Source organism: Bradyrhizobium liaoningense (assembly GCF_018130785.1).
Taxonomy (GTDB): Bacteria; Pseudomonadota; Alphaproteobacteria; order Rhizobiales; family Xanthobacteraceae; genus Bradyrhizobium; species Bradyrhizobium liaoningense_A.
In genome coordinates, this window is sequence record NZ_JAFCJT010000002.1 from 602,027 (window position 1) to 614,850 (window position 12,824).

Below are 12,824 nucleotides of genomic sequence, written 5' to 3' on the forward strand. Positions count from 1 at the left end.
AGCGTGACCGTGAGCTTAGGCGAGCGCTTTGCGATTTGAACACCGAGCTTGCTCAAGGCCGCGGTCAGCTCTTTGGCGCCTCTGACGTCAATCGACTCGACCTGAATGGAGCAACTGCGAAGATTTTGTTCCGCGACCTCTGGAGACAAGCCGAGGCTTGCCCAAAAACCGCCGACGGCCTCGTCAAATGCTGGCGAGGTCCGCGCAACGACATATCGGCGATCGAGGAGCCGCTTGATCGCCTCCTCGATTTTGTCGGCAGGGAAACGCTTCGAAAGCTGGCGAATGATCTCCAGCCTGGCCTTGCCATGCTTTCCGATCGCGGTGGCCAAGGCGCAGTAGAGTTCGCCGTGCAGGAAGAACTTGCGATCCTCGGAATAGAGGCAAACCGCATCGGGAGGCAATATGTAGGCGGTGAAGTTCGGTGCAAATCGGAGGAGGTTCTTGCGGGGTTGCCGCGCAACGCGGGTCTTGCGATTGGCATTCATTGAGTCAGCACGCTGATCCTGTTGCCGTTACGTCAGATCGCCGGCGCAAGACGGATCGTCGTGCCCGCACCGTAGCGAAACCAAGCATTTGGCCGGCCCCTTTCTCAGGACCGGCCAATGATATATCGGCTAGTGGACACGCCATTCGGAACGCTAGCACCAGCGGCAGCGGCCCCACGATGCGCAGCAACCCGCGCAGGATACGGCGCATCCCACAACGCCAACGGCACAGCCAACGGCACAACCCGCACATCGGCAACCGACGCCACACCGGCAGCTTCGGCATCCCCGACAGCCTCCGCATCCGCGACAGCCGCCGCATCCGCGCCAAGCCACCTGCACACGGCCAGCCACATCTTCCTTGTCGAAGAGATGGAACGTGGCGAGGCTGACGTCGGCCATTTCCTCTTCACCGAGCGTGATTGCGTCACCCGGTACAAAGTTCGGCATGTGTTGTACGTCGGGTGTCGGAACGGCCGATGCCGCTGCGCCGCCCGCTAGTGAAAACGTCAACCCTGCGGCTCCGATCGCCGGTACGGCGACTTTGGTAACTCGCTTCTTCCGTTTAGAAGACTGCTTCGCCTGCCGCATGGTCAAACCTCCGAGCATTGCAAGAAGTATCCCAGCCGCGGTAATTCTACGCCCGGGAAATTGGGCAAGCAAGAATCTCGCGCACCAAAAACATGGTGGCGCACGTTCAGGATGTAGTCATCTACATGAACGATATCGGCACAATACGTTGACACAAGGCATCGGCAATCCACCGACATAGCGCGCAGCGGGTGCAATTTGGTGCAGTGCCGCAAATTGCATCCTGGTTTGAACGGAGAGATCGGCGTGGCGGATCAACTCGGACGTTTCGCCTGGTACGAACTGCTGACCACGGACGTCGCGGCGGCGGGCGCGTTCTATCGCAAGGTCGTCGGCTGGGGCGTGAAGGATGAATCGACTACGGAACTGTCTTACTCGATGCTCCGTAGCGGCGGCACTCCGCTGGGCGGGCTTATGGATATCCCGGAAGAGGGGCTGAGATCAGGGGCAACGCCGAGATGGATGGGTTACGTCGCCGTCGACGACCTCGACGGAACTGCCGCGCAGATCAGGCGTCTCGAAGGCACGATCTTTGTGCCGCCGACCGACACCAATATTGGCCGAATAGCAGTCGTTGCCGATCCGCAGAAAGCGACGTTCGGGCTGATCGAGAAACCGGCATATGGCCGATGGAAACCGGGCCGGCTGGACGAGCCGGGGCGCATAGGCTGGCATGAGCTACTGGCCGCCGACCGGACCGTGATCTTCGATTTCTACAGAGAGCTGTTCGGTTGGCAAAAGGCCGACGCTCAAACCGATCCAGCGGACTGGTATCAATTGTTTTCGGCGGGCGGGCAAACGGTTGGCGGCATGCTGACGAAATTTTCGAGCGTGGCGCAGCCATGTTGGCTGCATTACTTCAATGTCGACGACATCGGTGCTGCGACGAAGCATGTGAATGCTGGTGGAGGCCGGATCCTCCAGGGTCCGATCGAATTGCCTGATGGCTGCTGGATCGCACGATGTGTCGATCCCCAAGGCGCCCTCTTTGCACTGCAGGGCGCCCGCGGTCATGCAGGCATCGAGCCATCCTCGGCCTCGGAAGTCGGGTGGTCCGCCAAGTGGGGTGGCGTTGCCTCCCAAGGGAGAATTGTGCTGCCCAAGCCGAAGCGCTAGCCACCACGGCGTTTGCCCGGCACAGGCACGACCCTGCAATAACCCGCGCCGGGAGCAGGGGAGGCCTGCGCCGGGCCAATCCGGGCCGTTTCGGGGCAAGTTCCCGTTGCGCACGCCCACCCCGTGCGCTATCCGGCCGGAAAGGTCTGAGGCGGCTTCCATATTTTCCGCCCGGCCGGCCAAACCCGAGGACGGAAACCGCCATGCCAGCCTATCGCTCCCGCACCACCACCCACGGCCGCAACATGGCGGGCGCCCGCGGCCTCTGGCGCGCAACGGGCATGAAGGACGGCGATTTCGGCAAGCCGATCATCGCAGTGGTCAACTCCTTCACCCAGTTCGTGCCCGGCCACGTCCATCTCAAGGACCTCGGCCAGCTGGTGGCGCGGGAGATCGAGCAGGCTGGTGGCGTCGCCAAGGAGTTCAACACCATCGCGGTCGACGACGGCATCGCCATGGGCCATGACGGCATGCTCTACAGCCTGCCGTCGCGCGAGCTGATTGCCGACAGCGTCGAGTACATGGCCAACGCTCACTGCGCCGACGGCCTCGTCTGCATTTCCAACTGCGACAAGATCACGCCCGGCATGCTGATGGCCGCGCTGCGGCTCAACATCCCCGCCGTGTTCGTCTCGGGCGGGCCGATGGAAGCCGGCAAGGTCAAGCTGGCTGGCAAGACCAAGGCCGTCGACCTCATCGACGCCATGGTCGCGGCTGCCGACTCCAAGGTCAGCGACGAGGACGTCAAGGTGATCGAGCGCTCGGCGTGCCCGACCTGCGGCTCCTGCTCAGGCATGTTCACCGCCAACTCGATGAACTGCCTGACCGAGGCGCTTGGCCTGGCGCTGCCAGGCAACGGCACCGTGGTTGCGACCCATGCCGACCGCAAGCGCCTGTTCGTCGAGGCCGGCCACACCATCGTTGATCTCGTCCGCCGCTATTACGAGCAGGACGATGCCAGCGTGCTGCCGCGCAACGTCGCGAACTTCAAGGCTTTCGAGAACGCCATGACGCTCGACATTGCGATGGGCGGCTCGACCAACACCGTGCTGCATCTGCTAGCGGCGGCCCATGAAGGGCAGGTCGCGTTCACCATGCAGGATATCGACCGGCTGTCGCGCCGCGTGCCCGTGCTCTGCAAGGTCGCGCCGTCGGTTGCCGACGTGCATGTCGAGGATGTGCATCGTGCCGGCGGCATCATGGGCATTCTGGGCGAACTCGATCGCGCCGGCCTGATCGACACCTCGGTCTCGACCGTGCACGCGCCGACCATGAACGATGCGCTGGAGCGCTGGGACATCAAGCGCTCCAAGAGCGAGTCCGTCCGCACCTTCTATCGCGCTTCGCCCGGCGGCATCCCGACGCAGGTCGCCTTCAGCCAGGAGCGCCGCTACGACGAGCTCGATGCGGACCGCGAGAAGGGCGTCGTGCGTGATCTCGCGCACGCCTTCAGCAAGGACGGCGGTCTCGCCGTGCTCTACGGCAATCTCGCGCAGGACGGCTGCATCGTGAAGACCGCCGGCGTCGACGCTTCGATCCTGAAATTCTCCGGTCCCGCGCGCGTGTTCGAGAGCCAGGACGCTGCCGTCGAGGGCATTCTGGGCGGCAAGGTCGTTGCCGGTGAGATCGTCGTCATCATCTATGAAGGTCCGCGCGGCGGCCCCGGCATGCAGGAGATGCTGTATCCGACGAGCTATCTGAAATCGATGGGCCTCGGCAAGGCCTGCGCGCTCGTCACCGACGGACGTTTCTCGGGCGGATCGTCCGGCCTGTCGATCGGGCATCTGTCGCCTGAAGCGGCCGAAGGCGGCAACATCGGTCTCGTGCGGACCGGCGACCGCATCGCCATCGACATCCCGAACCGCAGCATCAGCCTGGAGGTCTCCGACGAGGAGCTCGCCAAGCGCCGCGCGGCGGAAGAGGCGAAGGGCGATGCCGCCTGGCAGGCGACGGGCCGCAAGCGCAACGTCTCGACCGCGCTGCAGGCTTACGCTGCGCTCACCACCAGCGCTGCGCGCGGTGCCGTGCGCGAGGTGAAACGGCGTACGAAGTAGGCGCTGCGCCTCGCGTGCTTGGTCAACAAGTTCTGAACGGCCGGCGAAAGCCGGCCGTTTGCATTAAGGATGCCTCGACGAAGTTCGGCAGCTCAAGATCGTGCGGCGTATACTGCTGCGACCTTCGCAAATCCATTTTGGGCAATTGGGGCACTACCACAATGTCTCGTACTCTTGCTGTCGTTTTCTCAACAGTCGTCGCCGCGATTTCCATGACGAGCGCGGCCTCCGCCGGCTGCTACAATTGCTACGCGCCGCCGCCATGCACGACCTGCTACCAGCAGCAATACGTGCAGCCGCAATACCGCACCGTCGATGAGACCGTGATGGTTTCGCCCGGCGCCACCGTCGCGCATCGCACGCCGGCGCAGTACCGCACCGTGATGGTGCCGCAGACCGTGATGGTCGCGCCGCCCAGCGTCCAGTACGAGCGCATCCCGCCGCAATACGCCACGCGGCAGCGCGTCGAGATGGTCTCGCCCGGTTATTCCTACTACGCCCCGGTGGCGATGGGTTGCGCCTCCTGCGGCGGCTACTGAGCCAACGCAGCGACCGAGAATTCCATGCGGCGCTCCTCGCGGGGCGCCGTTTTTCTTTGCAGCCAGCAAACGAGGCCCGGAAATGGAGGCGAATCCATCCGGGCCTCGCAACCAGCGACGCCCTGGGAGATGTCGCCAGTGTCCGGGATTGCTGAGAGGGCGGCGGCTGAAGGCGGCCGAGCCCGTTGCTCACGCTAAGGGAGCAGGCTGACGCCCGCCTGACAGATCAGGAGGAATTCGGCGGGGACGGCTTTGCGGCAGATCTCTGATTCTTGCTGTGGCGTCGGTGGGGCCGCAAGATATTGGCGGAAGGGGTGGGATTCGAACCCACGGTACCCTTGCGGGCACGCCGGTTTTCAAGACCGGTGCCTTAAACCACTCGGCCACCCTTCCAGCGCAATAGTTTCAACCGCTTAGCGGCTGGCCCCGCCAAACGCAATGTGAACAGTCCTTGGTTGGGGACACGTGGGGGACAAACGTCTCTTACGGCTTGAGGAAGCCTGCCGCAAGCGTGGCAGGCCCACTTTGTTTCCATCGCCGTAAAGTTGCGATTGGATGTGACGATAGTCTGGGGGGAATATTGATGCGTGTTATCGCGATCTTGGCGCTTGGCTAGTCGTCGGGGGATGCTTCGAGCAAATGGCGGCAGAGCGAAATGCCAAGGACAATCAGAAGCGCCTCAGCTATGGAGCTCGGCCGGGCTCCGATGCCTATGTGGCTTGCCGCGCTCAATTGGACAGTGCGCGCACGACAGCAAGAGTCATCGACGGCGCGTCCCACTGAACCTTCGCTCTCCGGCGCTTGCCCGGCCGCAGCGGGACATGCCGGTTTGACCGGGTGTCATTAAAGTTCTGAGCATCGTCCCCAACGAGTGTCGTGCTTCAGCTCACGGATAGATCATCAACGATCCGCACCGGACCTACTTCCATTTTCTGACCGGGCAGGCGGCGAGCGCGAAGTACATGCGCTCGGTCTGCGAGGGGCGATGCTGTTCGCGGCATCGGGTCTTCTCGACGATTACTGGGCGACGACGCACTGGGCTTTCCTGGAATGCTTCCCGACGCTCTTCCCGAAGGTGAAGGTTGCCGACGCAGCGCCGCAGTGGCCTCTCGTCGGCGTAAAGCCGCCGGGGTCGAAGCAATAGGTCCGGCCGACCGACGAGTGCATCATCTAACTAGCTGATATTTCGAGACTTCAATCGGCCGCGCCGGTCTGTCTGGTTCAGCACGTGGAACCCTTTCGCCGCTTCCGCGTTGTCTCGGCATGACTGAAGACCTTTCCTTCCGACGCAAACCCCTGACCCCCGAGCAGCGCCAGGCGCGTGATGCCACACGCCGGATCGAGGCCGAAAAGGCCATGCGCGATCACGAAGAGGCGCAGAAGGCGTTTTACGCCAACAAGGAACGGCTGAGGGCCGAGCGACTCGCGCGCGAAGCGGCCGCAGCGAAGGGCTGACCGAACGCGGTCGCCGCCAGCAATCTTCTAAATCGATCTCCCGCCCGAGATCGGCAGCTAATGCCGGTTGGACATTCCCGTTGCGCTCAAGGCCAGCTTGAGCGCATGGACGGCGCCAGCGAATGCGCCGCGAGGCGCTTGCGCCTCGATCGCTTCGGCTGCGATGCGACAATCGTCGGCGACCTTGAGCAGGCCGCTTCGCGCGAGGTCCATGGTGGAGAGGGCGGCCTGCTCCAGGCAGACCCGTTCAAGCCGTCGAAACTCCCGCAGCTCTTTGTTCATGCGTCAGCTCTCGATGTCCCCCCGACCATCCGGCGCCGAGTCTGCTTAACGGACGGTAAACATCCCCGCATAGCCGATTTGGCTGGCGCAGGACTGGTGCGTACCGTGCCCACGCCCCGGGCCGCCGCGCAGCACCGCGCAGGCTTGACGGCGTCTGCCTTCCGGGAGGAAGATTCAAATGATCCTAAACTGACGAGAACCGCGGAGACGTTCGCCCCCAGTCCGATTCCCCTCAGCGAAAACGCATTGGAGCTGACCATGACCACGTTCGACAAGCGCGAGCAGGGCTTTGAGGCCAAATTCGCCCACGACGAGGAATTCATGTTTAAGGCCACGGCCCGGTCCAACAAGCTGCTCGGGCTGTGGGCCGCGGGCCAGCTCGGGCTCAGCGGCGATGCCGCGGCAAGCTACGCAACGGCGCTGGTGACGGACAATCTGGAGAGCCAGACCGACGATGTCGTGGCCAAGGTGTCTGGCGATCTTGCCGCCAAGGGCGTCGCGCGCGAGCAGGTCGCGCAGAAGCTTCAGGAGTGCCTGCACCAGGCGCTCGCGCAGCTCGAAGCAGACAAGTAGAGGGCAGCCTCGCGCCTCACTCGGCGTGCCCGCGCATGCCTGATTCGCTGAGCTTGTCGACGAAGGCGATGCCGATCGCCGAGACCACGAAGGTGAGGTGGATCAGCACCTGCCACATCACTCCAGTCTCGGTAAAGCCGGCGCGGCTCGAGCCGAGATTGCCGGCCTCGATGAAGGTGCGCAGCAGCGCGATCGAGGAGATGCCGATGATGGCCATGGCGAGCTTGATCTTCAGGACGCTCGCATTGACGTGGCCGAGCCATTCCGGCTCGTCGGGATGGCCCTGGAGGTCGAGCCGCGAGACGAAGGTCTCGTAGCCGCCGACGATGACCATCACGAGCAGATTGGAGATCATCACGACGTCGATGAGCGCCAGCACGCTCATCATGATCTGCTGTTCGGTGAGATCGAGGGCATGCCAGGAGAGATGCCAGAGCTCCTTGAGGAACAGCGCGATGTAGACGCATTGCGCCACGATCAGTCCGAGATAGAGCGGCAGTTGCAGCCAGCGCGAGCCGAAGATGATCATCGGGAGCACGCCCAAACGCGGCGACGGCGGGCGGGGTTCGGTCCTGGGTGCAGGCTCAACCGACATTCAGGCAGCATCCTCGCGAGCTGAGATGATCTCGCTTTCATGTAACCCGACAAGATGGCCGGCGGAAGACGGCGAAGCCGCCTGCTGTGGCCGACAGATCGCGCCGTCTCGTGCTAGCGTGCCGAACGGCGAGGGAGCGAGGGCTTGAATCGGGAGGCGGGGGTGTCTTGGAGCGGCTTCGGCAAAGGGCTCGGCGGCATCGCGGTCGCCGTCGCAATCGTGGTTGGCGCCGGTGGCGCGGAGGTCTCGGCGACGCCGCTGACGCCGTTTCGCTACGAGGCGCAGGCACAACGTCATTGCCCGCACGATCAGGTGGTCTGGCTCGATTTCAGGAAGGGCGTCTATTACGGCAAGGGCCAGAAGCGGTACGGCCAGGGTTTCGACGGCAGCTTCGTCTGCCTGAGCGAGGCCCGCGACAGCTTTTATCGCCGCTCGTTACTGGGCCTGCGCTGAGCGGCGCGTGATTCGGAAGTTCGGGGACGGCTATTTCCGGCCCGGCAGGTTCACCGGCACGTGCGGCGAGGTGCTGATTACCCGGGGACTTCCGTCAGGATAGGTGCGGTCGCCGCGGATCAGGGATTCCAGAACCAGGAAAAATTTCTCAGCAAGCATTTGCGTCACCCTCGTTGGTGATGGCCTCTTGAAATGAGTCGAGGCGCCGAACGCAGAAATTCAATCAACTAAACGGGAGCGGAGCAGTACCGGACAGCGCTGTATGCTGCATCGCGGTGTAGTTGTGGTTGGAAAAAAGGAACGTCGTGGTGATGCTCAGCCGAAGGCCAGTGCCACGAGGCTTGAGCAGAGTAGAACCAAGCCGCCGGCGGTCAGTGCCAGGAAGCCATCGGATACGAGGTCATGGTTACGCATGGGACACCTGCCGCTCTCGTCTTATGCTCGGTCGGATCGATTAAAATTGTCCGAACGTGCCGTCTTGAAAGAGGTGCTCTGCCGTCCGCGCGAATGGCCTCAGGCCCTCGAGCGGTAACCTTCAAACGCATGGGCCAGGAAGATCCCCGCGCTTACCAAACCCATCAGTGCCGAAACCGTCTCGATCATCGTCAAATTTCCAGTTCGCCCCTGCGACCGAGAAAACGCGTGCGGCCTTGCACAGTCAAAAGAATTCCAGTCAGCCACAAGACAATGGGGGTGGAGTGAGGTTTTGGCGCAACAGAATGTCCAGGAGTGGCACAGAGAAGGGTGCCTGCGCTCCGTAGATGAACGGGGAGAAGCGAACGTCCCGTTTACCATCCCAGCGTGATCGCTGTGGGCTCCCCATTTCCGCCGTGTTCGGGTTGCGTTATCCTTACTGCTTCCGACGCGGTGGTGGGCCGCCTCGGATTATGGGACCGGACAGCGCTCCCCCGTAGCCAAAGCGGGTTGGGGACGCCTCCGGCGAAGTGGTATTTGGGGCGCATGGGGATCCGACGGTCAGATTCGGTTTTGCGGGCCGCGCGCGGTGTTGCGGCGGTCGCGACCTGCCTCGCGCTCGCCAATTGCGCCTCCTCGAACAAGTTCGCCAGCCGGGTCGATCCGAAATACGGCGTGTCCTCGAGCCCCCGGGTCGTGGCGTTTGGGGATCCGGTCCCGAAAGGCGGCGGCACTTACCGCATCGGCAAGCCCTATGTCGTGGCCGGCCGGACCTACGTGCCGGAGGAGGACGTCAATTACCGCGCCGAAGGCATGGCGTCCTGGTACGGCGACGATTTCCACGGCCGCCTGACTGCCAATGGCGAAGTGTTCGACATGGCCTCGCTGACAGCGGCGCATCCGACCCTGCCGATGCCGTGCTATGCGCGGGTGACCAATGTCTCGAACGGCAAATCGCTGATCGTGCGCGTCAATGACCGCGGGCCCTATCACGGCAACCGGCTCATCGACGTCTCGAACAAAGCCGCCGAACTCCTTGAATTCAAAGGCAATGGCGTCGCCAGGGTCCGTGTCGAATATGTCGGCCGGGCGCCGCTGGAAGGCTCCGACGATCGCCAGCTGATGGCGACCCTGCGCACCGGCATCCCCGCGCCGTCGCCCTCGATGGTGCGGGTCGCGTCGGCAAGGCCGTTCGTGCCGGAGCTGCCATCGTCGAACCGCGGTGCCATTCGGGGCGAGGTTCCGATGCCGGAGGGACGGCCCTACAATCTCGGCAACACCTCCGCCGACATGGCGTCGCTCAACGCGACCTCGGAGATGTCGGCCTCGAGCCGCAGCCGGGGCCGGGTGCTCAAGAACGCGCGCGCCGTGTCCTACGACGAGGATGGCCGCTATGCGACCGAGAACGCGTCGTCATCGGCCGACGGCGCCGCCGAGGCTCGCAGCATCCTGAGCGGCCGCGGCCTCTACTAGGCAGTTACCAAGCCAGCAAATCCGGCGAGCAGCGTAGCGCCGCTGGTCGGTCGTCGCGCCCAGGGATCAGAACGGGATGCGCGCGCGTCCCGTGAACGTCCAGATCTGCGTGTTGCCGCCGAGTTCGACGCCGAAGCCGACCGTGGCGCCGCCCGCCAGCTTGCGCCGATGCCGCCCGTGACGCGGCTGACCAGCCCTGGAGCAATGGTGTCGAAGCGAGCGGGATGCCGCCCGCCGATCGCGGGTCGGCAAAGACGCCGGCATAGGGGACCAGCAGCACGCTATCGAGCCACGGCACGGGATTGACGCTCTCGGTACTTGCGACCAATGCGGCCGCGCACAGGTTTTACCTGCGGCGAGGATTTGCCGAGACCGGGCAGGCGGGTGCCGCCCACATCGCGATGAAAGAGGATCTCGTCTAACGCTCAGCCACTTCGCGCAGAAACTTCAGCAGCGCAGCGTTGACCTCGTCGGGCCGCTCCTGCTGGACCCAATGACCCGCGCCCTCGATGATCAGCTTTCGCGTCAGATTGGGCAGCACGCGCTCGAGCTCGTTGACGCGCTTGGCGCCGATCAGGCCGGTGATGACGGCGTCTTTGGAGCCGGCAATGAACAGCGAGGGTTGGCGGATCTGTGCGTCCTGCCAGGGCGCCGTCAATTCCCAGTTGCGGTCGAGGTTGCGGTACCAGTTCAGGCCGCCGCGGAAGCCGGACTTGCGGAAGCTCTCGGTGAAATAGGCGAGGTCGGCCTCGCTGAGCCAGTTGGGCAGCGGCTCCTCGGTGAGCGCGTGGCCGAGAAATCCCTTGCCCTCCTGGACGAACATCGCGGTGCTGGGATCGGCAAGCCCGCGGCCACCGAGCACGATGCGCATGGTGCGGGCGACATCACGCTCGAACTCGGCCTCGGCGACGCCGGGTGTCTGGAAATACTGCCAGTAGAAATTGGTGACGCCGCCCTCGCGCAGCAGATCGAGCGGCTTGCCGCGGCCGCGGAATGGTGGCGGTACGCTCAGGCCCGCCACCGCCGTGAAGATGTCGGGCCGGAACAACGCCGCATGCCAGGCGACTGGCGCGCCCCAGTCGTGGCCGACCACCATCGCCTTGCTCTCGCCGAGCGCGTGCACGAGGCCAACGACGTCGCCGACCGTGTCGAAGATCGAGTAGTCGGCAACATCCGCCGGCGCCGCGCTCTGTCCGTAGCCGCGCATGTCCGGGGCGACGACACGAAACCCGGCGTCCGCCAGCGCCGGCATCTGGTGGCGCCAGGAGTAGGAGAGCTCCGGCCAGCCGTGGCACAGCACCACCAGCGGACCTTTGCCGGCTTCGCGGATGAACAGGTCGATCCCATTGGCCTTGATCATGCGGGTGGACAACATCGCTTTTCCGCCTTGTTTCAGGGGTTTGGTCGAGAAATATGAGGTGCCACGATAGGGGCGCGACGAGAATCGTGCAATCTCGGGTTCCGGCCGTCAGCCCCGTGTTGTTCGCACCGGTTCCTGCTGTTAGAACGCCGCTCTCAGGGCTTGGCCATGGCATTTCGTCTTTTTCCGCTCCGTCGCACCCGGTTCTCCGCCGGTGCGCTGGCGCGTGGGTTGGTCGCCGCGGTTCTGGTGGCGGGCATCGGCTGGGGTGGGGCACTCTACGCCGCCAACCAGAGCATCCAGGGTGCCAAGAAAACGGAGGAGTCCGGCTTCGATGGCGACGCCCCCACAGCGATCCTGATCGAGGCTTCCAGCGGCAGCGTGCTGTTCGAGAAGAACGCCGACGAGCTGCGCGCGCCCTCCAGCATGATGAAGCTGATGACGGCGGAAGTCGTCTTCAATGCCATCAAGAAAGGCGACATCAAGCTGACCGACGAATATCGGATCAGCGAGAACGCCTGGCGCAAGGGTGGCGCGCCCTCGGGCGGCTCGACCATGTTCGCCGCCATCAACAGCAAGGTTTCGGTCGACGATCTCCTGCATGGTGCGATCATCCAGAGCGGCAATGACGCCTGTATCGCGCTGGCCGAAGGCATCGCCGGCAACGAGAAGATCTTTGCCGCCGACTTCATGACCAAGCGTGCCCGCGAGCTCGGCATGACCAAGTCGACTTTCGGCAATTCCAACGGCTTGCCCGACCCCGGCAACAAGATGACCGTGCGCGAGCTCGGTCTCCTCGCGCGGCACATCATTCTCGACTTCCCCGAATTCTACAAACTGTTCGGCGAGAAGGAGTTCACCTGGAACAAGATCCGCCAGCCCAACCGCAATCCTCTGCTCAATTCGATGGAAGGCGCCGACGGTCTGAAAACCGGCTACACCAAGGAAGGCGGTTACGGCATGGTCGGCTCCGCCGTGCAGAACGGCACGCGGCTGATCGTCGTCGTCAACGGGCTGGAAGATCCAGAGGATCGCGCCACCGAAGCCAAGAAGATGCTGGAATGGGGATTCCGCAATTTCGAGACCCGCACGCTGATCGCGGCCGACCAGCCGGTCGGCTACGCAAAAGTGTTCGGCGGCGAGAGCCGATCGGTCAAGCTCGTCGCCAAGACGCCCGTGAAGGTGATGGTGCACAAGAACGGCAGCGACAAGCTGATCGCTCGTGTCGTCTATAGCGGACCGGTGCGCGCCCCGATCGAGGCCGGCCAGAGGGTCGGCGTGGTCAGGGTCTGGCGCAGCGGCAACATCGCGGTGGAGACACCGGTCTACGCGGCCGAAGCGATCGGCACCGGCTCGACCGTGCGCCGTGCGATCGATGGCGCCAGCGAGCTCGTGATCGGCATGTTCCGCGCAGGCGCCGAGAAGCTCTGA

General features: G+C 63.9%; 14 protein-coding genes and 1 tRNA gene. 10 read left to right on the forward strand and 5 right to left on the reverse strand.

Going from position 1 to position 12,824, the window contains the following annotated elements; genetic code table 11:
* Positions 1-35: 35 nt before the first annotated feature.
* From JQ627_RS39610 to JQ627_RS08515, 4 genes are all read left to right on the forward strand, one after another.
* Positions 36-491 carry a hypothetical protein gene (locus tag JQ627_RS39610; RefSeq protein WP_312015744.1) on the forward strand — a complete coding sequence of 152 codons (456 nt, stop codon included), beginning with the start codon at positions 36-38 and terminating at the stop codon, positions 489-491.
* Between the two features lie 834 nt (positions 492-1,325).
* Positions 1,326-2,195, forward strand: a complete 870-nt coding sequence (locus JQ627_RS08505; RefSeq protein ID WP_312015745.1) for a VOC family protein — start codon at positions 1,326-1,328, stop codon at positions 2,193-2,195.
* Between the two features lie 203 nt (positions 2,196-2,398).
* The gene (gene ilvD, locus JQ627_RS08510) at positions 2,399-4,249 is read left to right on the forward strand and encodes a dihydroxy-acid dehydratase (protein WP_212483741.1); all 1,851 of its coding nucleotides are present in this window, start codon (positions 2,399-2,401) and stop codon (positions 4,247-4,249) included.
* A 212-nt stretch (positions 4,250-4,461) separates the two neighbouring features.
* Positions 4,462-4,788 (forward strand): hypothetical protein, encoded by a 327-nt coding sequence (locus tag JQ627_RS08515; protein ID WP_212483742.1) that lies wholly within the window; start codon positions 4,462-4,464, stop codon positions 4,786-4,788.
* A gap of 303 nt (positions 4,789-5,091) precedes the next feature.
* Here JQ627_RS08515 and JQ627_RS08520 read toward each other — a convergent pair.
* Positions 5,092-5,181: transfer RNA gene (locus JQ627_RS08520), tRNA-Ser, on the reverse strand.
* A 592-nt stretch (positions 5,182-5,773) separates the two neighbouring features.
* Here JQ627_RS08520 and JQ627_RS38990 point away from each other — a divergent pair.
* A complete protein-coding gene (locus tag JQ627_RS38990) occupies positions 5,774-5,932 on the forward strand; it encodes a hypothetical protein (protein ID WP_249142950.1) in 159 nt (52 codons plus the stop codon).
* Between the two features lie 119 nt (positions 5,933-6,051).
* Positions 6,052-6,243 carry a hypothetical protein gene (locus JQ627_RS08530; protein WP_212483743.1) on the forward strand — a complete coding sequence of 64 codons (192 nt, stop codon included), beginning with the start codon at positions 6,052-6,054 and terminating at the stop codon, positions 6,241-6,243.
* A 57-nt stretch (positions 6,244-6,300) separates the two neighbouring features.
* Here the strand turns inward: JQ627_RS08530 and JQ627_RS08535 are convergent, their stop codons facing one another.
* Positions 6,301-6,525, reverse strand: a complete 225-nt coding sequence (locus JQ627_RS08535) for a hypothetical protein (RefSeq protein ID WP_212483744.1) — start codon at positions 6,523-6,525, stop codon at positions 6,301-6,303.
* Between the two features lie 258 nt (positions 6,526-6,783).
* Here JQ627_RS08535 and JQ627_RS08540 point away from each other — a divergent pair, with 258 nt between their 5' ends.
* Entirely contained in the window at positions 6,784-7,098 is a 315-nt protein-coding gene (locus tag JQ627_RS08540) for a DUF1476 domain-containing protein (protein WP_014495282.1), read from the forward strand.
* A gap of 16 nt (positions 7,099-7,114) precedes the next feature.
* On the opposite strand, the gene JQ627_RS08545 is transcribed toward JQ627_RS08540, so the two are convergent.
* Entirely contained in the window at positions 7,115-7,693 is a 579-nt protein-coding gene (locus JQ627_RS08545; RefSeq protein WP_212483745.1) for a TIGR00645 family protein, read from the reverse strand.
* Between the two features lie 162 nt (positions 7,694-7,855).
* On the opposite strand from JQ627_RS08545, the gene JQ627_RS08550 reads away from it, so the two are divergent.
* A complete protein-coding gene (locus JQ627_RS08550; protein ID WP_212483746.1) occupies positions 7,856-8,146 on the forward strand; it encodes a hypothetical protein in 291 nt (96 codons plus the stop codon).
* A gap of 30 nt (positions 8,147-8,176) precedes the next feature.
* Here JQ627_RS08550 and JQ627_RS39515 read toward each other — a convergent pair whose 3' ends face one another.
* Complete coding sequence (locus JQ627_RS39515) at positions 8,177-8,305, reverse strand: hypothetical protein (protein ID WP_283812506.1); 129 nt, start codon at positions 8,303-8,305, stop codon at positions 8,177-8,179.
* A gap of 801 nt (positions 8,306-9,106) precedes the next feature.
* On the opposite strand from JQ627_RS39515, the gene JQ627_RS08555 reads away from it, so the two are divergent.
* Positions 9,107-10,033: a septal ring lytic transglycosylase RlpA family protein gene (locus JQ627_RS08555; RefSeq protein WP_212483747.1), complete on the forward strand. Its 927-nt coding sequence runs from the start codon at positions 9,107-9,109 to the stop codon at positions 10,031-10,033.
* Positions 10,034-10,451: 418 nt separating this feature from the next.
* Here JQ627_RS08555 and JQ627_RS08560 read toward each other — a convergent pair whose 3' ends face one another.
* Positions 10,452-11,408: an alpha/beta fold hydrolase gene (locus tag JQ627_RS08560; RefSeq protein WP_212483748.1), complete on the reverse strand. Its 957-nt coding sequence runs from the start codon at positions 11,406-11,408 to the stop codon at positions 10,452-10,454.
* A gap of 153 nt (positions 11,409-11,561) precedes the next feature.
* Between JQ627_RS08560 and JQ627_RS08565 the strand changes: the two genes are divergently transcribed.
* Positions 11,562-12,824 (forward strand): D-alanyl-D-alanine carboxypeptidase family protein, encoded by a 1,263-nt coding sequence (locus tag JQ627_RS08565; RefSeq protein ID WP_212483749.1) that lies wholly within the window; start codon positions 11,562-11,564, stop codon positions 12,822-12,824.

Excerpts from the sequence above, each read along its gene's own strand:
- JQ627_RS08555 (WP_212483747.1), top strand. The coding sequence starts at position 9,107 with ATGGGGATCCGACGGTCAGATTCGGTTTTGCGGGCCGCGCGCGGTGTT.
- JQ627_RS08540 (WP_014495282.1), top strand. The coding sequence starts at position 6,784 with ATGACCACGTTCGACAAGCGCGAGCAGGGCTTTGAGGCCAAATTCGCC.
- JQ627_RS39515 (WP_283812506.1), bottom strand. The coding sequence starts at position 8,305 with ATGCTTGCTGAGAAATTTTTCCTGGTTCTGGAATCCCTGATCCGCGGC.
- JQ627_RS08560 (WP_212483748.1), bottom strand. The coding sequence starts at position 11,408 with ATGTTGTCCACCCGCATGATCAAGGCCAATGGGATCGACCTGTTCATC.
- JQ627_RS08535 (WP_212483744.1), bottom strand. The coding sequence starts at position 6,525 with ATGAACAAAGAGCTGCGGGAGTTTCGACGGCTTGAACGGGTCTGCCTG.
- JQ627_RS08530 (WP_212483743.1), top strand. The coding sequence starts at position 6,052 with ATGACTGAAGACCTTTCCTTCCGACGCAAACCCCTGACCCCCGAGCAG.
- JQ627_RS08515 (WP_212483742.1), top strand. The coding sequence starts at position 4,462 with ATGACGAGCGCGGCCTCCGCCGGCTGCTACAATTGCTACGCGCCGCCG.
- JQ627_RS38990 (WP_249142950.1), top strand. The coding sequence starts at position 5,774 with ATGCTGTTCGCGGCATCGGGTCTTCTCGACGATTACTGGGCGACGACG.
- JQ627_RS08565 (WP_212483749.1), top strand. The coding sequence starts at position 11,562 with ATGGCATTTCGTCTTTTTCCGCTCCGTCGCACCCGGTTCTCCGCCGGT.
- ilvD (WP_212483741.1), top strand. The coding sequence starts at position 2,399 with ATGCCAGCCTATCGCTCCCGCACCACCACCCACGGCCGCAACATGGCG.
- JQ627_RS08545 (WP_212483745.1), bottom strand. The coding sequence starts at position 7,693 with ATGTCGGTTGAGCCTGCACCCAGGACCGAACCCCGCCCGCCGTCGCCG.